A 23,092-nucleotide genomic window follows, 5' to 3' on the forward strand; every position below is an offset into this window, starting at 1 on the left:
TTATTGTAAAGGGTAAACTGTTGTATTAGGATATAGAAATCCTCTTACTTCGATTCCTGATGGAGTAGTTCCTTTCCATACATTAGGCTTAGAGTGTGAGATAGTCTTATTTTTATAAGCAAAATCTACTTCTACTTTTATTCTATTTGGTGTCCAATATTCTGGAAATAATGTCGTTTCTTGTGGTGTTATCCCATTTTTTTTACTTTTAATATCCATTGATTAGTATTCTGATCAAATACTGAAATATCCGCTGTACGCACTCCATTAGAACTTACCGAATGTAAACGTTCAATTCTAACATTATTATTGACTCCTGCTGTACTATGTCCCCCTACTGCTAATCCCCTAGCATTAATTTCTCCATTTATAATGTGTCCATCAAAATCTATAGGAGCTGTTACTTGGTTTACTAACTTATCAGCTTGTAAGTTAACATAATGCTCCTTTCCTCTAGTATTTATTACATTATTTAAGTCCTTATTTCCTGTTTTTGTCCCAACAATATTTTTAACAGGTTTTATTTTTGGAGTTTCTACTTCTATTTTTGGAATTGAAGTATTTGTAGATGAAATAATTTTTTTAGTATTATTTGTACCTCTTATGGTATCATCAACATTTATTGTAAGCCTAGTTCCATCTGCAAATACAGCTTCCACTTTTCTTGTAGGTGTTAGTAATTTTATTCCACTTCTACCAGTCTTATAAATATCATCAAAAACTGGAATAATTCCCATCGTTCTTGTAACTAATTCAAGCTTTTCTCCAGTTATTGTATCATACCCCAGTATAGCCTCTGTAATACCCTTTGCAATACCCAAAGGTGAAAAATCTAATCCTATACTTAAACTATTATTTAGAAAATTTTGATAACTTTCATTATATGGTAATACTTTATCTCTATAATTTTTCTTAAATTTTAAATCTTCAGGGCTTATATGATCCCCAACATTTTCCCCAAAGTCAACATTAGAATAATCTTTTCCATCACTCTTTAAGCCTATGGCTTTATCATTCTTACTATATTGTATCTTAAAGTAATCATTTGTTGGCTTTCCTAAACTTTCTAAGCCTTTTTCACTTCCATCTGGAACTACTTTTTGTCTTCCTTCTTTCTTACCTATTACATGACTTTGCTCTTCAGCTATTGTTCCTATTACTCCTGCCTTAGTACTATTAGCTGGTGATTCAGTATTTACTAGAATATATCCTATTCCTGTATCTTTATCTACATAAGCTGTTCCATCTTTTATATATTTATTTCCATTTTTATCTACTCCAATTAATTGTGGAGAGTTACTTGGGTCTGTATAGATTACCTTTACCTTATAATCTAAATCTTCTGATACTCCTTCAAAGGCTTTTGCGATATCATCTTGATTTTCTGCTATATCTAATCTTGAATCTATTACATTTAATATTACTTTAGCCTGTCTTACTTCTCCAAGTTGTTTTAATATATTTCTGTCTTCTTTTCCTTGTAAATTTACTGTACTATCTACTGCATGGTAAATATCGTATATTTCATTTTTAGCCTTTTGTAAATCTTCTTTAAACTTTTCAGGATTTTTAATATAGTTAATTGTTTGTGATTCTATATTTATATCTGTTTTAAAATCTCTATCTTTTGTTATTTCTGTCATAGAGCCTAAATCTTTATTGATTTCATCTCCAGAAGATTTTCCTATTTCTACATTACCTATTACTGTATTCTTTGTTATCCCTTCTTGTTTTCTATCAGAATAATTTACTCCTAGACTTGTTATTCCAGAAGTTGATACTCCTACTGAACCACCTACTGTTTTTAATTTATCTACATTTTCTAAGTTATGTCCTACATATTCATCTATTGATAGTTTTCCATTTCCACTTGTTCCTATCGCAGAAGCTGTATTTTCTACCTTACCTACTTTTAAATTACTTCCATCTCCTATTATGAAAGTACTTGCATTATCTACAACTCTTCTTTCTCCATTGGTTTGTGAATAATTTGCACTTCCTGATGGCATTCCATTTGGTGCTATACTTAGGCTTCCTCCTATTGTTCTTCCTTTTGTTATAGATGTATTTTGTTTACTTTCAATAGTTAGATTTTCTATATTTCCAGTAACTTTTCCACCTTCTTGATTAAATCCAGAAAGGGTCATATTCTTAGTATTGTTATGTACTTCATCTACATTTACAAATCTTCCATTTTGGTAAGTAGTTCCATTGGTATTCATTTTTGATTGAGAAGCTGAAACTTTAACTGCATCTATTGATGTTTGTGTTCCATCTCCATAACCTATAGTTACTCCTGTTGATATTCCACTACTTTTGCTACTTGATAAAGAATAGTTTTTTAATTCAACAGCTTTTTTAGTAATATTTTCTACATTGTTATAGATAAATTTAGTATCTTGTGCTTGTGTTCCAACATATTCAACATTCTTTACAGCATTGTAAGTTATACTTGAATTTTCATCTTTTCCCTTTATTGTTGTTACAACTGCACTTTCACTATGGGAGTTTGATTTAGAACTTGATTTATTAAATCCTAAGTTTACACCTATATTCGCATAGAAATTATTATTTGCTTGTGCTGCTTTTAGATTATCTTTTCCAACAGTATTAGTTTGATTATTTTTATCATCATCATCATCGTCATCATCATTAGAATTATTTTTATTAACAGCACTTGTAGGAAGTTTTGTTCCTTGATTAGAAGCAAGTCCACTAACTATTCCTGTGACAGTGTTAGTTGTTGAAGCTATCCCTCCAAGTATATCTCCTGACTTCATTTGATTAAATGAATCTATTCCTTGTTTTGCTCTATCTAAGGCAGGTGATTTTATTCTTACTGATAGATTTATTCCACTGCTCTTTGATGATGTTTCTATATCTCTTGTATCTTTTCTTGCTCCATAAGTAATATTTCCATTATTTATTTCAATATTACCATGTTTGAAATTTGTTGCTGTTATTTCTGCACCCTTATTAAGAGTTACATTATCTCCTAATACTAGATTAGATTTAGCATTTGTTAAATCTTTTTCTTTTAACTTACTTTCTGATTTTCCATATCCAACAGAAAATCCTCCACTTCCTATACTTCCACTAAATCCTTTTTTACTTTCTTCATAGGAATATGTGCTATTTAAAGCTATTGAATCTGTTGTTAATTTACCTAAAACTTGTGAATTATCTCCCAATATTAAATTAGAACCTACAACATCAATATCTTTTGTGATTATTCCTTGATTCTTTACATAAAGATTGCTCGCTGAATTTTCTTCATCGTGGACTTTTTCTTTTTTAGATTTTGAACTCAAGAATCCTTTTTGTTTACTTCTACTTTCTCTATCCTCTGAATCAACTTCAGATTTTACTAGAACTTTTGCATCAATTAAAGCATTATCTGCTATTACTGTTGAACCTAAAATATTTAAATTATCAGCAGAAATACTTAGATTTTCAGTTTCTAATTGAGAGCCTACATTTCTTACAAAAGCATAGGAATTAAAGTTATTATCATCTTTTCCAAACTTTTGCTCTCCACTTAATTTTAAGCCTTCAATATTTACATTAATAGCTTCTATATTTGTATTTATAGCTCTAGTTATAGCTGCTATACTTGAATAATTTTTTGCAAAAATATTTAAGTTGTTTGCGCTTATTTCTGAAATATTTTCTAGCTCCGTATGTCTTGTTCTGTTAAGTTCTCCAAAATTGTAATTAAAACCTTTTATTGTAGTTCTATTAAAAATATTTTCATTTGAAATTAAATTCAAATTATTTCTCGCAAATATTTTCGAACCTTGATTTATTATACTATTTTTTCCTATTAACTCAACATCAAAACCTTTTATTTCTGCTTGGCTATTTCCTATACTTTTATTTAAGATTTCATCTGCTTCTAAATATGTTTTTCCACTTCCACCAATAATTCCTGCATTATCAATCTTATTAGCAACTATTGTTGTTTTTTCTATTCCGGCTATTCTATTTTTCCCACTAGAGTTAATATTATTTAAAGTATCTTTTGATAAGTAAACTCTTGGCGCTAAAACATTTAAATCATTTACTTTTTGATACTCATACCAAAGTATATCTCTTTCTAAATTAGCTATCTGTTCTCTTGTTAAAGGACTTCCAATAGTTAAATTTTGTTTTTTGCTTTCAATTTCTGCATTATCAATTAATTCTTTCATTGAAAATGCTTTTCCATTTAAAAATCTTGTTCCAAGTTTTTCAAATAAGGTTTTTTCTACTAATTGATTTTCATAGAAAGCATCTCCAAGTCTTCTAACATTGTCCCACTTATCTTTATACCCTATTTTATTTAAGAAATAATCGCTTCCATAGTAATTGCTTTTAGAAATATATTTAAGTCTTGTTTCTAAAATATATTTTGATGTAGGATTTGTACTTTCAACAAATAGAGCTGATGGAATGTTTGATATTGGTTCAATTTTCCCAGTATTTATTATATTTTGAATCTCAGACATATTACTAACAACTTCAATTTCTCTATTTATATTCTTGTCAGTAATTTCTAATTCGTTATTTATAATAGAATTGCCTTGAGCAACAGTTTCTTTTTTCATTTCAGGAATAATGACAGGTTTATTTTCCCTTTTTCTTCCATTAGCTTCATCTATTGCTTGAACAACTTCATTTTTTACTTTTATATCTAGAGATTTACCCTCAATTACGCTTGGTTGACCTGTTACATAACCATATCTTCCTATGTATATTCTTTCATAAGGAACTCTTACTCTAATGCCATCATCTAAATAAGTATAGTTCTTTTTTTCTACACTTCTTTCTTTTCTTCCATTTGGGAAAGTATACTCATAAACGTAATCGTTTTGAAAATCTCTTACATAAGAAATACTATCTGTCGTCTTATGATAAGGCTTCCTTGCATTAGGACTTCTATGATTTTCAGATAAACTTAAACTTTCTTCTCCTGTTTTAACTTTTATCTTACCACCAGAAGTACTTACTAGATTTTCTAATTTATCTGCATTGATGGTTACAATCTCTTTTGTAGAAATTATTGAATCTTTATTCAAAATTTCTTTTGCTTCAATATCAATATTATCATTCGCTAAAATCTTTCCATGATGAGTCTTAGCTTTACTTATCAGTCTCTCTTTTAATGCAGTTTTTTGTATATCAGCTGTTCCTGTTCCTGTTGTATTATTTCCACCCCCTAAATCTTTTCGCATTTTTGCATCATATTTTTGAAACAATAATGATGGATGTGGATTTTCAATCATTCTTTTAGCTATTTCTTCATATTTTCTTTTCTGATTTCTTCTTGGAGCTCTTTTTGAAGAACTCTCAGTGAGACTTCTTTTTGAATATGAACTTGAAATATTTTCTTTCCACAAATTATTTACTTCATCTAAAGTTAAATAATCCACATCCCAAGTTTCATAAAAACTTTCATAACTATTGTAATCATCTACTTTCCCAATGTTCTCTACAATATCGGACTTAATTCTTAGCTTATTTTCTGCTTGAATAGTTCCAATATTATTTGTTAATTTCTTACTTTCAATGAAAATATTATTTGCTAATATTTCGCCCTCTTGGTTTTCAATAATATTTCCTGTTATATCCAAATTCTTACCGGCATAAATTGTTTTAGCCTTTTGATTTTCTATTTTTCCTAAAGAATTTATTTTCAAATCATTTTCACTTGCAAGTAAATCTTTATTTACCAAATCTTTAGTTTTAATATCTACATTAGTCCCACTAAGTATAGCTTTATTTTCTATTTTTTCATTAGCTTTTAATTTTAGATCTTGAGCTGATAAATCTTTTTTGTTTGTAAAATTTCTACTATCTATTGAAATTAAATTCTTTCCTGTTGTTTCTCCATCATTTACAACATCTTTAGCTTTTATTGTAAGGCTATTTTCTCCGTGTAATTTTGAAACTAAATTTACATCTTGACTTGTTGTTAAGATTACATCTGTTCCTGTAATTTCTCCAGTATTTGAAAAATTTTTTAAATCTTTCATTTCAATAGTATTTGAAGCTATCTTTCCTGTATTTGCCAAATCTGTTTCATTTAACTTTATTTCTTTATTTGAAACTATTTCACCGGAATTTTTTAACTCATTATTATTTGCTTCAATTTTATTTAATGCCTTAATATTTTTTGTATTAGTTAATTTATTCGTTGTTAGAACTATATTATTTAAAGCTAGTAAATCGCCTGTATTTTCAACTGTATTTACATTAGCCATTATATTATCAACTTTAATTAATGAATTATTTCCATTGTTTTTTAATTCATTTCCAATAATATTTAGATTTCCTGTTTCAATAGTATTTTCATTTATTACAGAACCTTTAGTTGTAATATTTTTAGCATGAACAATCCCTTTATTTTCTATAGCTCCTGAACTTATATCATCTTTAACAAAAATATTTTTTGTATTTTTAATATCTTTTGCTACTAATGATGAATTAGTTAAAATATTTCCACTGTTAGTTAGATTATCAATATTAATTTTTTCTTTAACTTTAATATCTCCACTATTGATAGTATTCTTTCCAGTTAATGTTAAATTTGTTGAGATATTACCTGTATTCAATATATCAGAAAAAACTTTAATACTTTTTTCAACTTCTATATCTTTAGTATTTTTTAGACTTCCAGCTATATCTAATTTTCCTTCGGTTGCAACTAATCCCTCATTTGTTAAATTTCCTACTGCAATATTTTCTTTAGCTAATAATTTTTTTGTTGTTTTTGTATCTTTAGCTGTAAAACTTCCACCAGTTACTATCTCTCCAGTATTTTCAGCATTTCCTGTAATCTTTATATTTCCACTTGCTTGAATATCTTTAGTATTATTTAATTTCCCATTTATATTAAGTGTAGAACTTGTCCCAACTACTCCAGAATTTTCTAAATTCTTAACTGAAATATCGCTAACTGCAACTAATTTATTTGTTGTTTTTACATTATCTGCTGTAAATTTTGAATTAGTAACAATTTCTCCTGTATTATTTACATTGTTAACCTTTATATCTTTTAATGTAGCTACATTTCCACTATTTATTAAATCTTTAGTTTCTAAAAATTCTTTTGTATATATATTGGCTGAATTTTCTACATTACCTTTTAATACTATTTCTTTTTCAGCTTGAGTTTTATCTCCAGCAAGTTTTATTTTTTGAGCATCTATTTTAATATTGTCTTGTGATAGTCCAGAATTAGTTTGTTCATATTCTTTGGCTTTAATATCTATTCCATTTCCTTGAACATTTTTAACTTTTACCTTACCCTCAGCTGTTATTTCTAAATTTTGTTTTAATGCAAAAATTCCACCCATATTAAGTAGAGAATTTTTGTCAGTCAGATGGATTTTAATTTGATTGGCATACATACTTCCTGCTCCAATCATATCTCCACTGATAACTAAGGTCCCACCTTTTTTATCTTTGTTTCTAATATGTTCTTCCATATCAAAAGTATGTTCGCCAGTTACTAAATCTAATTTTTCTCCAGCAACTAATTTACCTTGTATTTCTAGCAATTTAGATAAGATTTGAGATTTATCTGTACTACTTAAATCAAAACCTTTATCTCCAATTAGAATTTTTCCTTTTTCAACATCAAAATTTTTAACATTACCATCAACAAAATTTACTTTTCCTGTTGTTGCTGTGAAGTTTTTGATATTGATAGTTCCTGCTCCATTTAAGTAAATTCCATTTTCATTACTTAAAATCACATTTAATTTTTCTCTACTTAGAGCTTCAATATATCCTTCTATATCGGATCTATTCGCTCCTTTTACTTGGATAACTGCAAGATTTGCTGCTTGGTGTGGTCCTAGATTGGGATTTGAATTAATTAGTCCAGCTAGATGAGATCTTCCGATATTGTCAGCATTATTAAGAACTTGTCCTTCTTTACCGACATTGTATTCCAAAAAATTATTTACACTAACGCCTCTATGATTAGGAGTAGCAATATTTACTATTGGAATACCTGTTTGAGATTTATCTAAACTTGTATTTTGATTTGAGTTTGGATCTAAAACTAGATTAGCAGAAAAAATATTCCAACTTAGTAGAAACTGAAAAAATATAGATATTAATCTTTTGTTTTTCATTTATACTTCCTTTCGTTAAAATTTTACTTTTAATGATGTAGCAAAATATATTTCGTGATTTTTAGGTTTCAAATAGCTTGAATGTTTATGAGCTCTTCCATAACCAAAATCTATGTCTAAATATTTTGCGCTATATCTCATTCCTATTTGTATTCCTGTCGCATAGCCTGTTCCATACTTTGATTTATCTCTGTTATTTTCTATAGCTCCGTATGAATAAGATAAATATGGGCTTAAAGTTCCTAAATTTTTAGGAATTTTTATATTATATGCTAACTCTGTTCCTATATCTATTGCTTTATCTCCCATTAAATTATCACTTCTGTGATATCCTGGAACACTTCCTATTCCACCTATTGTTTGTCTTTCTGACGAATAAAGCACATCAGATGAATATGAAGCTTGTATATTTGTTCTTGAAATTAAGTTATGTGTTAAAGGTTTGTAATACATGGCTGAAAAATTATACTTTTTGAATTGAGCTTTTGGTGTTTTATCTATTTTGTTTTTATCTATCTCAGCTCCAAAATTTTTAAGTCCTTTTTCATATTGAAATCCCAAACTTAAAATTCCTTTTTTTATAGCTGTTGTGTAGTTTAATCCTATACTCGCAATAGATAATCTTCTATTTATCAATGTTGCTTCTTCTAAATAGTTTTCATTGTGCTTAGTTTTTATCCCAGCTTCAATGCTAAGTTTACTTTGTTTATTTCTCCAAATTATTTTTTCTATGTCAAAACCTACTGTGTTGTTAATTGATTGCATGTCGTATATTGTATTAAAAGTATAAAAACTACTATCTTTTACACTTTTACTTGTTGAGAATTTAAAATTGTAATCTTTGTATCTTAATATATATCTAAAATTATACATATCAAGCTGTCTTTTATATGGTAGTACATCTCCCTTGCTTGGGTCATATCCAGGAGGTCCTATTGGTAATATTCCACCTGCTGGAAGTGTATCTGAACTTTGTTTCCAGCTTCTATCTGGATTTTTCTTGTGAACAGTCATATATGAAAAAAATAGATTATCGCCAATTCCTAATGGACTGTCAATATTTAATGATATTCCTCCTCTCCAAAAGGCATTTTGATAATCTTCTCCATAGTTATTTGTATTTAATGAAAGAGTAAATTTTTCTTTCATTTCATTATTAACTTTAATTATCCAATAATTAGGCTTAGTGCCTTCAACTATATCAACTGACACATTATTTGCTCCTAAAGAATTAAAATTCTCAACAACTGTATCAATTTTTGTATTATCTAAAACATCTCCATTTTTTAAAGGAAACATAAAAAACTTTTTTAATTTATCAAGATTAGTTTCATCATTAAAAACTATATTTTCAACTCTACCAGCAACAAAATCTATCTTTAAAAGCCCAGCTAATACATCGCTATTATCAGAAATTTTAGCATAGCTTGTTACATAGCCTTTAGAAATTAATTGATTAGTTAATTCAGAAAGTAAATTTTCTAAATCATTAGAGTTTAAATCTTTATTAATATATTTTTTTACAATTTTTTCTTCTAGCAAGTCATTTAAAAGATTTTCAGAGTCAGATATTTCTATTTTTGAAATATGATATTTAAGTGTGTTCATTTTTTCTTCATTCAAAATACTTTTATTTAATTTTTCGATTTCTTCGGAAGAAAAATTTAAGATTTCAGAATTTTTAAGATTTCTTTCATTAATTCTATTTTCTTGTTCAAAATTTTGAACATCTCTTTCAATAAGTCTATCTAAATTTTCCGTGGCAAAAGAAAATGAACTAAGTAAAAGTATCAAAAAAGAAATTAATATCTTCATTATTTTTACACCTCCTTGTAATTTAATTTTGTTAAGTATACTATACTTTTTTTATGTTTGTCAAGAGATTTTTTATTTTTTTCTTTCTTCCCTAAATTGCAATAGTAAGTATCGCACTAATAATTTTTTTAGTTTAGAACTAATTTTGCTATTTAAATTTATACTTTCTTATAAAAAAATCAGAAAATAAAAACTATTTCCTGATTTTTTTCTATTTTTTATTTTAATTATTTTGCTTCTATCCAAAGAACTGCATCTTGTGATAATTCTTTTCCGTTTAATTGCATTTCTCCACCAGCACCTAGAGCTGCAAATCCCCAGTATCCTTTATGAACAGGAACGAATGAGAAATAACCATTCATATCTGCATATATAACTGTTGCAACCTTATCTTCTTGTAATTTCCCTTCAAATTTAGAATCTTTTATATTAGAATTTAAATATTCAATTTCAATTTCAGCATTAGGTACAGGTTTTCCTTCCTTATCCACTACTTGAGCTCTAAATATTTCTCCAACCCAAGTTATTGGATTACTTAAAGGTAATATTTCTGGATAACCTTCAGCTAATCTATTATTCCAATCTGTTGCTAACTCATCTTTATTTACTAAAACTTTTGTTACTTGTTGGATATATGATTCTTCAGCAGCTTCATAATAAGGAGCAGGTACTACAACTAATCCCCAATCTCCTCCACCTTTTAAACCAGTAGTTTTATCTAAATTAAATGTATATGATGTAACTTGTTTTGGAGCTTCCCCAAATTTTGAAGGTTTTAAAGCAGCTTTTAAATCTTTCTTTTCTCCATTATGTACTGAGAAAAATTCTACTACAGGATGAATTTTCCCTTTTTCATCTTTTCCGATATCCATGCTATGAGCTTCAACACCATCTGATGGATGTGTAAAAACTAATTCAAATGGTACTGAAGTTTTTCCACTAATATTACTATCAGCAGTATGTATCATTTGAAAGTGTGCAAACGAAGTCATTGATACTGACATAGCTAAACCAGCTATCATTAATTTTTTTGAAAACATTGTATACCTCCTAATATTATTTTGCTAAGCAAAGTTTTATAATATTATTATATCAGTTATAATTTTAAAGGTCAAACTATTTCTACCTTTCATTCCTACACTTTGAAAAATAAATAAAGTATTTTAACAGCTATATGACTTATTCCAAACTCAATGAACTCGGAATCTTTGACTAACAGCTCATTTTCGTTATTTAACTTTCTTTTCATATAAAATAAAAAATATTATAATTTTAAAATTTTATATGCTTTGTTTTAAAAGCTCTCTTATTTTTTTGTAATCAGGCATAAAACTCTGAACTAATGCCCAAAACTCCTTTTGATGATTCATATGAAATATATGACATAATTCATGTAAAACAACATATTCTATGCATTCTATATTTTTCTCAATAAGTTCCGAATTAAAAGTAATATAATTTCCTCTTCTATGATAAATTCCCCAAGCAGATGTCATTTTTTTTATCATAAAATAATCTATATTCTTTCCTAATAAAATTGAATATTTTTTTATATATTCTTCTAATAAATTTTTTAATTCATCTTTTTTCCATTCATTTATAACTTTTTCTATCTCAACGAAATCTTTATTTGAAGTATATAAAAATAAAATTTTTTCTGTTTTTTTTATCCTAAATAATTCAGAATCTATTATTTTTAAATTCAATATTTTTCCCAAAAACTTTATTTTCTCTTTTGAATTATTTTCATTTTTTATTTCTTGTATTTTTTTTATTTTTGAAATTGTTTTTTCTATCCATTCCTTTTTGGAATCTACAAATTTTTCTATATCTATATCTGATGTTCTAAGAGGAACAGAAACTACCACCTCTAAATTAGGATAAATTCTTAGTATAAAATTTTTAATTTTTTTTCTTTTCACTAAATATTTCAATATTTTCCCCTTATTTTTTTAATAAAATCTTGATAGCCATGAGTTCTACGAGCTCAATAAACACAGGCTCTTCGAACTAATATGGACATCAGAGACTAATTTTATTATTTAATTTTATATTTTTCTATAAATATATATAAGGGCTGTTATAAATTAAAATTTTATTAAAATATAACAACCCCTAGTATTTAATTATCACTTATCAAAGTTTTATTTATTCATTTCATATAAAGTGTAAAGTCCTTTTAGACTTAAATTTGCATCATACTCATCAATTTCATCAATTTCTGCTGATAAAATTTTCCCTAATCCTCCAGTAGCAAGAACAAATATATTTTCATCAAGCTCCTCTTTAATCTTTTTAATAATATGCTTTATTTGTCCAGCATACCCAAAGAATATAGCTGCTTGAATTTGTTTCATAGTATCAGTTCCTAAAACACTATTAGGAGTTGTAAATTTTACTCTAGGAAGTTTTGCTGTATTTCCATATAATGCATTTATTGACATATCAATCCCAGGTAAAATACCTCCACCTATATATACTCCTTTTTTTAATACATCATAAGTTGTTGCCGTTCCAAAATCAAAAATAACTAAGTTTTTATCCGGATATTTTTTCATTGCTTCGGTAATATCAATTATTCTATCAGCACCAAATCCACTATAATTCATTCCTTCTGCAAAAGTGAAAGGAATTTTTTTTTCTATGTCAACTACTATTGCTTCAACATCAAAATACTTTCTAGCAAAAAATTGAAAAATTATAATTATATTAGGTACAACTGATGATATAAGTATAGCATCAACTTTTTTTATAGAAATTTCATTATACTTTGTAATAGTATTAAAATAAGAAAAATATTCATCTTCTGTCATTTTATCGTTTGTTGCTAATCTAAAAGTAGATATAAGCTTTCCATTATCATCATATATTCCTGTAACTATATGTGTATTTCCAATATCTATTCCAATAATCATTTTATTCTCCTCTTGATAACGTAATAATATATGTTGCCTAATTATATAGTTATATTTATTTAATGTCAAGAAAGAAGAAAACAAATAAAGTCTCTTGATAGTCGTATGAGTTCTATAAACTCAATGAATACAGGCTCTTAGAACTAAAAACTAATTTTTGCTATTTAATTTTATACTTTCCTATAGAATAAAATATAGATATAACCATTAGTTTAAATCTAATCTAAATTTAACTTTTAAAAATAATGCACATTTATTTAAAAAAACAACTTGATTTTTATTTTTAAACTATGTTATATTTCCAATATAATAGTAGTAGAAAAAAGGAGAACATTATGACATTAACCGAAAGACAACATAGAATATTAGAAATTATTAAAAAAAAATCTCCTATTTCTGGAGATGAAATAGCAGAGCTATTATCCCTTTCAAAATCGGCTTTAAGAACTGATTTCTCTATTTTAACGAAATTAAATTTAGTAATTTCTAAACAAAATAAAGGGTATATTTTTAATAATAAATGTACATTATTAGAAGTGAAAAATTATATGAGTCCCCAAAATTCAATAGATATTAAAACTACTGTTTATGATGCAATTATACATTTATTTAATTTTGATTTAGGAACTCTTGTTGTCGTTGATAAAGATAAATTAGCAGGAATAATTTCTAGAAAAGATTTATTAAAATCTGTTTTAAATAATAAAAATATTGAAAAAACTCCTGTTAGCATGATAATGACAAGAATGCCAAATATCGTTTACTGTTTTGAAGATGATAGTGTTTTAGAAGCAACAAAAAAATTAATAGATCATGAAATTGATTCTTTACCTGTACTAAGAAGAGAAAATGGTAAAATTTCATTAGTTGGTAGATTTACAAAGACTAATGTTATGAAACTATATTATCAAGAGTTAAAAAGTAAAAATATTTAGGAGGAAGATATGAAGCAAGTTTATGAATTTAAAGATGGTGGAAAAGATATGTTATCAATACTAGGTGGAAAAGGAGCTAACCTAGCCGAAATGTCTAAAATTGGACTTTCAATTCCTAACGGAATAATTATTTCCACAACAGCCTGCAATAAATATTTTGAAGAAGATAAAAAGATAAATAATATATTAGAAGAAGAAATTTTTAGTAAACTTCGTGTTTTAGAATATGAAACTGGAAAAAAATTTCAATCTGAAAATCCTTTATTAGTATCAGTTAGATCAGGAGCACCTGTGTCTATGCCAGGAATGATGGATACAATATTAAATTTAGGTTTTAATGACTATGTTGCCGCAAAATTAATACAAATAACAAAAGATGAAAAATTCGTTTATTCTTCATATCTAAGATTTGTGCAAATGTTCTCAGAAATTGCCAAAGGTATAGATAGAAAAAAATTCTTACACTTGAAATCTACATCTTACATTGAACAAATAGAAGAAAGTAAAAAAATATACACAGATGAATGTGGGGAAATTTTTCCTGAAAATTTTCAAAATCAAATTTTAATAGCTGTAAAATCTATTTTTGATTCATGGAATAATGAAAGAGCTATACTATATAGAAAATTACACAATATCGATGATAATATGGGAACTGCAGTCGTTATTCAAGAAATGGTTTTTGGAAACTATAATGATAAATCTGGAACTGGTGTTCTTTTTACAAGAAACCCATCGACAGGTGAAAATAAAATTTTTGGTGAATTACTATTAAATGCACAAGGAGAAGATATTGTTGCTGGAATTAGAACTCCTGATAATATTGAACTTTTAAAAGAAACTATGCCAAACATTTATGAAGAACTTTCAGAAACAGCTAAAAAATTAGAACAACATAATAAAGATATGCAAGATATTGAATTTACAATTGAAAATGGAAAATTATTTATATTGCAAACAAGAAATGGAAAGAGAACTGCAGAAGCTTCATTAAAAATTGCAATGGATCTTGTTAAGGAAGGAATATTAACAAAAAAAGAAGCTATAATGAAAGTTGATCCAAGTTCTATTAATAAATTATTAAATGGAGATTTTGATGAGAATCATTTAAAAAATGCTACATTATTAACAAAAGGACTTGCTGCCTCTTCTGGTGTTGCCGTTGGTCGTATAATGTTTAATGCTAAAAAAGCTAAAATAAGAGAAAAAACAATTTTAATAAGAGAAGAAACATCTCCAGAGGACTTAAAAGGAATGGCTCTAGCTCAAGGAATTGTAACAGTTAAAGGTGGAGCTACTTCTCACGGAGCTGTTGTTGCCAGAGGAATGGGTAAATGTTGTGTTACTGGTTGCTCTGAAATAAAAATTGATGAAATAAATGAAACTATGACTATCGGAAATAGAGTTCTAAAAGAAGGAGACTTTATATCAGTTAATGGACATACTGGGGAAATTTTTTTAGGTAAAATCCCTTTAAAAGAAAATAGTTTTTCTGATGAGTTAAAAGAATTTGTTTCTTGGGCAAGTGAAATAAAAAGAATGACAGTTAGAATGAATGCAGATACTCCAGAAGATGTAGCTCAAGGAAAATCTTTTGGTGCAAAAGGGATAGGACTATGTAGAACCGAGCATATGTTTTTCAAAGAAGATAAAATATGGGCTATAAGAAACTTTATCTTAAGTGATAGAGGAGAAGAAAAGAAAAAATCCCTTACTAAACTTTATGAATTACAAAAAAAGGATTTTTTAGATATATTTGAAATATTAGATGGTGATGTTGCTAATATTAGACTTCTTGATCCTCCTGTACATGAGTTCTTACCAAAAACTTCAGAAGATAAAGAAAAAATGGCTAATATTTTAAATATTTCACTAGATGATCTTGAAAAAAGAACTCATAAGCTAAAAGATGAAAATCCTATGTTAGGACATAGAGGATGTAGACTTGGAGTTAGTTATCCTGAACTTTATAGAATGCAAGCTAAAGCTATCATAGAAGCAGCTTATGAAATTTCTAAAAAAGGGATAAAAACTTATCCAGAAATTATGATACCATTCATAATGGAAGCTAAAGAACTTGCTTATTTAAGGAAAGAAATTGAAACTGAGATTGAAAATTTATTTATTCAAAACAAAGAAAAAATAGAATATAAGTTAGGAACTATGATTGAAATTCCTAGAGCTTGTCTATTAGCAGATGAAATAGCTGAATATGCCGACTTCTTTTCATTTGGAACAAACGATTTGACACAAATGTCAATGGGACTTTCAAGAGATGACTCTGTTAAATTTTTAGATGATTATAGAGAAAAAGGAATTTGGGAAGGAGAACCTTTTTATTCCATAGATAAAAAAGCAGTTACTAAACTTGTTGAAATAGGAGTTGAAAACGGAAGAAGAGTAAAAAGTAATATAAAAATTGGTGTTTGTGGAGAACATGGTGGAGATCCAAAAAGTATAGAATTTTTTGAAAAAAATAATTTTGATTACATAAGTTGTTCTCCATTTAGAATACCAACTGCCATACTTGCTGCTGCTCAATCATATTTGAATAGAAAGGAATAAAATGAATACAGAAATTAAATATTTAGAATTATTATCTAAAAGTTTTAAAAATATTGCTGAAACATCTACAGAAATTATAAACTTACAAGCAATAATGAATTTACCAAAAGGAACAGAACATTTTATGACTGACATTCATGGAGAATATGAAGCTTTTAATCATGTTCTACGAAATGGCTCAGGTACTATTAGAATGAAAATAGATGATATTTATGGAGATACCTTATCTGAAACTGAAAAAAAAGAATTAGCTACTGTTATTTATTATCCAAAAGAAAAAATTGAACTTATATTAAAAAGAGATAATTTCAATGTTGAAAAATGGATTACAAATACTATTTATAAGCTAATTGAAGTATGTAGATTGGTATCATCAAAATATACAAGATCTAAAGTAAGAAAAGCTATGACTAAAGATTTTGAATATATTTTACAAGAACTTTTATATGAAAAAAAAGAGCTTCCCAACAAAAAAGAATATGTTGAATGTATTGTTGACACTATTATTTCTATTGATAGAGGAAAAGAGTTTATCATTGCAATTTCAGATTTAATCCAAAGATTAAATATAGATCATTTACATATAGTTGGAGATATATATGACAGAGGACCTAGTCCACATCTTATAATGGATAGATTAATAGAATATAATAATGTTGATATTCAATGGGGAAATCACGATATTTTATGGATAGGTGCTGCTTTAGGAAATAAAGCTTGTATAGCAAATGTTATAAGAATATGTTGTCGATATAACAATAATGATATTTTAGAAGAAGCTTATGGAATAAACTTACTTCCTCTTGCAACTTTTGCAATGAAATATTATTCTAACGATCCATGTAAAAGATTTAGACCTAAAGAGGGAATAGATAATGATCTAACTGCTCAAATGCATAAAGCTATAAGTATTATCCAATTCAAAGTTGAAGGACTTTATTCTGAAAGAAATCCTGAACTTGAAATGAGTTCAAGAGAATCCTTAAAATACATAGACTATGATAAGGGAAGTATAAATTTAAATGGAATAGAATATCAATTAAACGATTTAAATTTTCCAACTATAAATAAAAATAAACCATTGGAGTTGTCAGAAGAAGAAAGTGAACTTTTAGATAAATTAAAAATATCTTTTATGAGTAGTGAAAAACTACAAAGACATATACATTTATTATTTTCAAAAGGTTCTATGTATCTAAAACAAAATTCAAATTTATTATTTCATGCTTGTATTCCTATGGAAGAAAACGGAGAATTTAGTGAACTATACTTAGAAGACGGTTACTATAAAGGAAAAGCCTTAATGGACAAGATAGAAAATATTGTAAGGCTTGCATATTATGATAGAAAAAATGTTGAAGTAAATAAAAAATATAGAGATTTCATTTGGTATCTATGGGCTGGAAGATTATCTCCACTTTTTGGAAAAGATATTATGAAAACTTTTGAAAGATATTTTATAGATGATAAAACAACACATAAAGAAAATAAAAATCCCTATCATAAATTAATAAACAATGAAGAAATATGTAATAAAATTTTTAAGGAATTTGAAATGAATCCACAAACATCACATATAATAAATGGTCATATACCAGTAAAAGTAAAAGAAGGAGAATCTCCTGTTAAAGCTAATGGTAAATTACTTATAATTGATGGTGGTTTTTCTAAAGCATATCAAACTACTACTGGTATTGCAGGCTATACTTTAACTTACAATTCCTATGGAATAAAATTAGCCTCACATCTTGCTTTCAATTCTAAAGATGATGTCATAAAAAATGATTCTGATATGATATCTTCTCATATTGTTGTTGAACATAAAATCAAAAGAATGAAGGTAAAAGATACTGATAAAGGTAAAGAAATTCAAGCTCAAATAAATGATTTAAAAAAATTATTAAAAGCTTATAGACTTGGATTAATAAAGTCTAATTAAATTGTTTCCTTATTTTTCTTTTTTATAGAAACTGTCATTTTTGGCAGTTTCTTTTATTTTTATTAGCAAAGTATAAATTTAATATGAAAATTAGGCTCCGACGTCCGTATTACTCTGGAGAGCATTTCGGTGAGCTCGGAAGAGTCATACGGCTGTCAGGAGACTTTATTTATTCTGTAGGAAAGTATAAAATTAAATAGCAAAATTAGTCTCTGACGTCTGTATTATTTTGGGGAACTTGTATTTGTTAACTTCCTAGAATTTATACGACTAGGATATAAAGGTAACTATTTTATCATCTAAAGTTATAATAAAAAATAAATATAATGCTCAATCAGATAAAAAATCTATAATAAAAGTTTGACAAATAAAAATACATTTGTTATATTATAACTGTTATTTTATATGTATGTATTCAAGGAGGAAATAAAATGAAAAAACTTTTATTATTATTGTCAATAATTTCTACTGGAGCTTATGCAGCTTCAATAGACCATATACAAACTTATTCACCAGATTATTTGGCTAACCAGGCTCAAACTGGTATTACACAAGCGGGAGCAAATAATTATAACCCAGCAGGGACTACAAGATGGGATAAAGGGCAATATGTGCATGTTGGATTACAATTTGCTACTGGATATGAAAAAATGGAATATAAAGGAATTCAACACAAGGCTCAATTAAGACAAGCTATACCTAATGTAGCTTTAACATCTGTTGATGACAACGGAGCATACTTTTTTAACTTTGGTGGAATTGCCGGTGGTGGAAAATTAAAATATGATGGTGTTTCTGGGCTTGATGTTTTAGGAGACACAGATAAACTTGCTGGAGTTGGAGTTTATGATAAAGGTTCTGAAGTAAAAGGTTCTAACAAATATGAACAAATTACTTTAGGTAGAGCTTTTAAAGTTGATGATAAATTATCATTCTCTGTTGCTGGAAGAGTTGTTCATGGAACTAGAAATTTAAATGGAAACTTAAATGTTGGAATTAAACCTAGTCAAGAATATATGCAAAAGAAGGGTATGGAAATAGCTAAGGTTGTTGATGCTAAAACTAAGGGACTAAATTTACCTAGTGAAAAAATAGTTGCCATGAAACAACAAGCAATTGATGCAGCTAAAAAGGAAACAGCCTATGCAGTTGTTAAAGGACTACAAGGTGAGCTTGATGCAAAAAGAGAAGCATGGGGATATGGTTTCCAATTAGGTGTAAACTATAAAGCCACTGATAAATTAAATTTAGCTGCTAGATATGATTCAAGAATAAAAATGGATTTCAAATCTAAAGGACATGAAAATAAATTACCTACTGAAAAACTTTTAGGAACTGATTTAGGTTTATCTACTTTCTATCCACAATATACACCTGGAACAAGAACTAGAAGAGATTTACCTGCTATCTTATCAGTTGGTGCTTCTTATCAAGCTACAGATAATTACTTAGTATCTTTTGCAGGAAATTACTATTTTAATCGTCATGCAAAAATGGATAGAGTACAAGCTTATGGTGGAAATGAACACGGTTATGATTATAAAAATGGTTGGGAACTTGCTTTAGGAAATGAATATAAAATTAATAATAAATTCACTGTACTTGGAAGTGTAAACTATGCCAGAACTGGAGCTAAATCTTCATCATATAATGACACTGAATATGCTTTAAATTCTTATACTTTAGGAGCTGGAGTAAAATATAACTATGATGAAACATTAGCTGTTACAGCTTCAGTTGCTCATTTTATATATGATAAAAAAGATGGAGCATTTACAGAAAAATTCAAAGGTGCTAATGTAGAAAATCAAAAATATAGAAAATCTATAACAGCTGTAGGTCTTTCTGTAACTAAAAAATTCTAAATTATTTTTTATTTATTAAAGAAAGTATAAGTCTCTGATGTCCGTATTAGTTCGAAAAGCCTGTGCTCATTGAGCTCGTAGAACTCATACGGCTATCAAGAGACTTTATTTATAAAATTTTGTTAAAATAATATTAAGAATAAATTAGTTATAATTAATAGGAGAAATGTATGCCAAAGAAAATTTTATTTTCAAGAGAATTAATTATTGAAAAATCTTTTGAATTATTTAAAGAAGAAGGAATAGATGCAATAACTGCAAGGAATGTTGCTAAAATATTAGAGGCTTCTCCAGCACCAATATACAGTTCTATTGGTTCAATGGAAATTTTAAAAGATGAGTTAATAAAAAAATCTGAGAAATTATTTATGGAATACTTAACTAAAGATAGAACAGGGATAAAATTTTTAGATATTGGTATGGGAATTGCAATTTTTGCAAGGGAAGAAAAAAAATTATTTTCAAAAGTTTTTTTGAGAGATAATATTGACACATCTCTGCTAGATGGGTTTTTAAATTTAATTCAATCTGAAGTTTCTAAAGACAATAGATTTGCTTCTATCAATGAAGAAATGCAACAAGAATTATTAATTAGCTGTTGGGTTTTTGCTCATGGTTTATCAACTTTGATAGCCACAGGTTTTTTTAAAAATCCAACTGATGAATTTATTGAAAAAACTTTAAGAGATAATCCAGCTAAACTATTTTACGAATATTTAGAAAAATATTCAAAGTAAAAAATAAAGCCTCTTGATAACTGACATCAGGAGACTTTTTTACTCTATAGGAAAGTATAAAATTTGAATAATAAAAGTTAGTCTCTGACGTCCGTATTAGTTCGAAGAGCCTATGTTTATTGAGCTCGTAGAACTCATACGGCTGTCAAGAGACTTTATTTATTATCTTTTATCTTTTAAAAGGAAGTATTTCTTCTTCTTCATTTCCTTCTGAATATAATGAAGAAACTCTTGAGCTAGACACCTCAGTTTGAGTTTCATTCAAATATTGTTTTTCTCTTGGAATAGAACAGAATACTTTATTTCCAACATTTACTATCTCTGCTCTAGTAATAAAAATAGCTCCAGAAATATAGTCTAATACTCTTCTTGAATCTTTATCATCTAATTGACTTAAATTCATATTTACTATTTTATCTGCTTTAATATACTCAGCACATTTTACACAATCTTCAAATTTTGTAGGTTTTAAAAAAACTATTTCAACATTTTTTACATCTACTGACATTGATTCTAATCCTCTCTTTCATTTTTATTATAAAATACTATTTTTATTAAATAAATTCAAGATTTTTTATACTATATCAATCTTAATTTTATCTATTATAACCGTTTTTTGATTGTTATATATAACAAATCCTGCTTTTGCACCATTTGGTTTAGATACATTTTTTCTTAAAGTATAGTCTACTGATAGTCTATCTCCTACAAGTCCTTTAGAAAAATGAGCTGCTATCTGAGCTGCTTCCATGATTATTTCATCTGTTAATCTATCAGTTTTAACTATGACATGTGAACTAGGAATATCTTTCACATGAAACCAATAATCAGACTTTGAAGAAACTTTAAAAGTTAAATTATCATTTTCAATATTATTTCTTCCATATAAAATAATATAATTATCCTTTTCTATTATTCCATAATTTATAGATTTTTTTAATTTATTTTTTTTCTTTATATTTTCACTTTTTAAATATTTATAAGATATTAATTCTTCCTCTATCTCTCTTAATGCAACTACATCTGAAGCAGTTTCTATAAACAATAATGTACTTTCTAAGTACTTTATTTCATTCATTATCTCTTCTTCTCTTCTAAGTGCATTAACTAAACCTCTTTTAGTTTTATTATATTTTTTATAAATTCTATCTAAATTTTCTTTAGGACTTATTAAAGGATTTAACTCTATGTCTATTTCTTTATTATTATAAAAATCATATGCTTTTATATTAGACATACCTTTTTTTACATTATATAGAACAGAAGCTAAAATATTCCCTTGATTTTTTATATTTTCCATATTCTGAGACTCTTCTATATCTTTTTTTATCATAGATATAATTTTTTCTAATTTTTTTATTTTTTTATCTAACGTAGTTTTTAATTTATTTTTTAATAGCATAAAACTAGTTGCTTTATATTCATAATCAATAAAAAAATTAATCATATCAAAATATGTTTCAAATTTTTTTACTTCATCAAAACTAACAGGAGCTAAATCTAAAACTGTCGCTAATTTAATGATAGAATTTTCAAAATAAATTGTAGGTTTGATTTCATCTTTTAATATATTTTCAAAAATTTCATAATTTTCAAGTTTGCTTACTAATATCTTTCCAAGACCTTCAATATCCATCAATTTATTGTTTTTTTGTTTTTCATCAAATTCTTCTTTTTGAATTTCAAAAGGAGAAATTTTACTTTCAAATTTAGGTCTTTTATACTCTTCTCCTAAAAATAATGTTCTGTCACTTGTTTCTGATAAATGAAACTTTTTCAAACTATCTATAATTTTGTTATCAGCATCTGTAAAAATTATATTTGCTAATTTCCCTAAACATTCAAAATATATTTTATGTTTTTTTATTTCTCCTAGTTCATTTATTTTTGAAAAATGAAAAACTAAAATTCTATCAAGTCCTAATTGTTCTATATTAACAAGACTCGAATTCATTAAATACTTTCTCAAATTAGAAATAAATGATGAAGCTATATCTAAAATTGGTTGCTCTTTATTTTTAGTTATATAGCATATTGGCAAAGTTGGTATACAAGAAAATAAAAGTTCTATTTTACCAAAATGAAGAGATACAGAATACTCATTATTTTTAAAAATTCTATTAACTCTTTTAGACAACAAGTCTTTCTTCAATTCTTCCTTTATTTTTGAAATTGATATACCATCTATATATAGCATA

13 protein-coding genes are annotated in these 23,092 nt (G+C 27.0%); 5 read left to right on the forward strand and 8 right to left on the reverse strand.

Annotated features, from left to right (window positions below):
• The 6 genes from BQ2505_RS06670 to BQ2505_RS06705 all read right to left on the reverse strand — a co-directional run bounded on the left by BQ2505_RS06670 (position 1) and on the right by BQ2505_RS06705 (position 12,853).
• Positions 1 to 219 (reverse strand): EndoU domain-containing protein, encoded by a 219-nt coding sequence (locus tag BQ2505_RS06670; RefSeq protein ID WP_074016990.1) that lies wholly within the window; start codon positions 217 to 219, stop codon positions 1 to 3.
• Entirely contained in the window at positions 189 to 8,123 is a 7,935-nt protein-coding gene (locus BQ2505_RS08960) for a two-partner secretion domain-containing protein (protein ID WP_083232327.1), read from the reverse strand. Before BQ2505_RS08960 ends, BQ2505_RS06670 begins: the two co-directional genes overlap by 31 nt.
• Positions 8,124 to 8,138: 15 nt before the next feature.
• On the reverse strand, positions 8,139 to 9,938 hold the full coding sequence (locus BQ2505_RS06690) for a ShlB/FhaC/HecB family hemolysin secretion/activation protein (RefSeq protein ID WP_074016991.1): 1,800 nt from the start codon (positions 9,936 to 9,938) through the stop codon (positions 8,139 to 8,141).
• 227 nt (positions 9,939 to 10,165) lie between these two features.
• Positions 10,166 to 10,978, reverse strand: a complete 813-nt coding sequence (locus BQ2505_RS06695) for a DUF4198 domain-containing protein (protein ID WP_074016992.1) — start codon at positions 10,976 to 10,978, stop codon at positions 10,166 to 10,168.
• Between the two features lie 240 nt (positions 10,979 to 11,218).
• The gene (locus tag BQ2505_RS06700) at positions 11,219 to 11,872 is read right to left on the reverse strand and encodes a M48 family metallopeptidase (RefSeq protein WP_074016993.1); all 654 of its coding nucleotides are present in this window, start codon (positions 11,870 to 11,872) and stop codon (positions 11,219 to 11,221) included.
• Positions 11,873 to 12,082: 210 nt separating this feature from the next.
• Complete coding sequence (locus BQ2505_RS06705; RefSeq protein WP_074016994.1) at positions 12,083 to 12,853, reverse strand: type III pantothenate kinase; 771 nt, start codon at positions 12,851 to 12,853, stop codon at positions 12,083 to 12,085.
• 335 nt (positions 12,854 to 13,188) lie between these two features.
• On the opposite strand from BQ2505_RS06705, the gene BQ2505_RS06710 reads away from it, so the two are divergent.
• From BQ2505_RS06710 to BQ2505_RS06730, 5 genes are all read left to right on the forward strand, one after another.
• Entirely contained in the window at positions 13,189 to 13,788 is a 600-nt protein-coding gene (locus BQ2505_RS06710) for a helix-turn-helix transcriptional regulator (protein ID WP_074016995.1), read from the forward strand.
• Between the two features lie 9 nt (positions 13,789 to 13,797).
• The gene (gene ppdK / locus BQ2505_RS06715) at positions 13,798 to 16,353 is read left to right on the forward strand and encodes a pyruvate, phosphate dikinase (RefSeq protein ID WP_074016996.1); all 2,556 of its coding nucleotides are present in this window, start codon (positions 13,798 to 13,800) and stop codon (positions 16,351 to 16,353) included.
• Between the two features lies 1 nt (position 16,354).
• Complete coding sequence (locus BQ2505_RS06720; RefSeq protein WP_074016997.1) at positions 16,355 to 18,292, forward strand: fructose-1,6-bisphosphatase; 1,938 nt, start codon at positions 16,355 to 16,357, stop codon at positions 18,290 to 18,292.
• A 431-nt stretch (positions 18,293 to 18,723) separates the two neighbouring features.
• Positions 18,724 to 20,157 carry an OmpP1/FadL family transporter gene (locus BQ2505_RS06725; RefSeq protein ID WP_074016998.1) on the forward strand — a complete coding sequence of 478 codons (1,434 nt, stop codon included), beginning with the start codon at positions 18,724 to 18,726 and terminating at the stop codon, positions 20,155 to 20,157.
• A gap of 170 nt (positions 20,158 to 20,327) precedes the next feature.
• A complete protein-coding gene (locus BQ2505_RS06730) occupies positions 20,328 to 20,894 on the forward strand; it encodes a TetR/AcrR family transcriptional regulator (RefSeq protein WP_074016999.1) in 567 nt (188 codons plus the stop codon).
• A gap of 169 nt (positions 20,895 to 21,063) precedes the next feature.
• Here BQ2505_RS06730 and BQ2505_RS06735 read toward each other — a convergent pair whose 3' ends face one another.
• Together BQ2505_RS06735 and BQ2505_RS06740 are read right to left on the reverse strand one after the other, a co-directional pair.
• Positions 21,064 to 21,402 (reverse strand): cell division protein SepF, encoded by a 339-nt coding sequence (locus BQ2505_RS06735; RefSeq protein ID WP_074017000.1) that lies wholly within the window; start codon positions 21,400 to 21,402, stop codon positions 21,064 to 21,066.
• Between the two features lie 66 nt (positions 21,403 to 21,468).
• The gene (locus BQ2505_RS06740) at positions 21,469 to 23,091 is read right to left on the reverse strand and encodes an Rqc2 family fibronectin-binding protein (protein ID WP_074017001.1); all 1,623 of its coding nucleotides are present in this window, start codon (positions 23,089 to 23,091) and stop codon (positions 21,469 to 21,471) included.
• Position 23,092 lies beyond the last annotated feature (1 nt).

The sequence above is a fragment of the Fusobacterium massiliense genome, assembly GCF_900095705.1.
Taxonomy (GTDB): Bacteria; Fusobacteriota; Fusobacteriia; order Fusobacteriales; family Fusobacteriaceae; genus Fusobacterium; species Fusobacterium massiliense.

Excerpts from the sequence above, each read along its gene's own strand:
- BQ2505_RS06670 (WP_074016990.1), bottom strand. The coding sequence starts at position 219 with ATGGATATTAAAAGTAAAAAAAATGGGATAACACCACAAGAAACGACA.
- BQ2505_RS08960 (WP_083232327.1), bottom strand. The coding sequence starts at position 8,123 with ATGAAAAACAAAAGATTAATATCTATATTTTTTCAGTTTCTACTAAGT.
- BQ2505_RS06690 (WP_074016991.1), bottom strand. The coding sequence starts at position 9,938 with ATGAAGATATTAATTTCTTTTTTGATACTTTTACTTAGTTCATTTTCT.
- BQ2505_RS06695 (WP_074016992.1), bottom strand. The coding sequence starts at position 10,978 with ATGTTTTCAAAAAAATTAATGATAGCTGGTTTAGCTATGTCAGTATCA.
- BQ2505_RS06705 (WP_074016994.1), bottom strand. The coding sequence starts at position 12,853 with ATGATTATTGGAATAGATATTGGAAATACACATATAGTTACAGGAATA.
- BQ2505_RS06710 (WP_074016995.1), top strand. The coding sequence starts at position 13,189 with ATGACATTAACCGAAAGACAACATAGAATATTAGAAATTATTAAAAAA.
- ppdK (WP_074016996.1), top strand. The coding sequence starts at position 13,798 with ATGAAGCAAGTTTATGAATTTAAAGATGGTGGAAAAGATATGTTATCA.
- BQ2505_RS06720 (WP_074016997.1), top strand. The coding sequence starts at position 16,355 with ATGAATACAGAAATTAAATATTTAGAATTATTATCTAAAAGTTTTAAA.
- BQ2505_RS06725 (WP_074016998.1), top strand. The coding sequence starts at position 18,724 with ATGAAAAAACTTTTATTATTATTGTCAATAATTTCTACTGGAGCTTAT.
- BQ2505_RS06730 (WP_074016999.1), top strand. The coding sequence starts at position 20,328 with ATGCCAAAGAAAATTTTATTTTCAAGAGAATTAATTATTGAAAAATCT.
- BQ2505_RS06735 (WP_074017000.1), bottom strand. The coding sequence starts at position 21,402 with ATGTCAGTAGATGTAAAAAATGTTGAAATAGTTTTTTTAAAACCTACA.
- BQ2505_RS06740 (WP_074017001.1), bottom strand. The coding sequence starts at position 23,091 with ATGCTATATATAGATGGTATATCAATTTCAAAAATAAAGGAAGAATTG.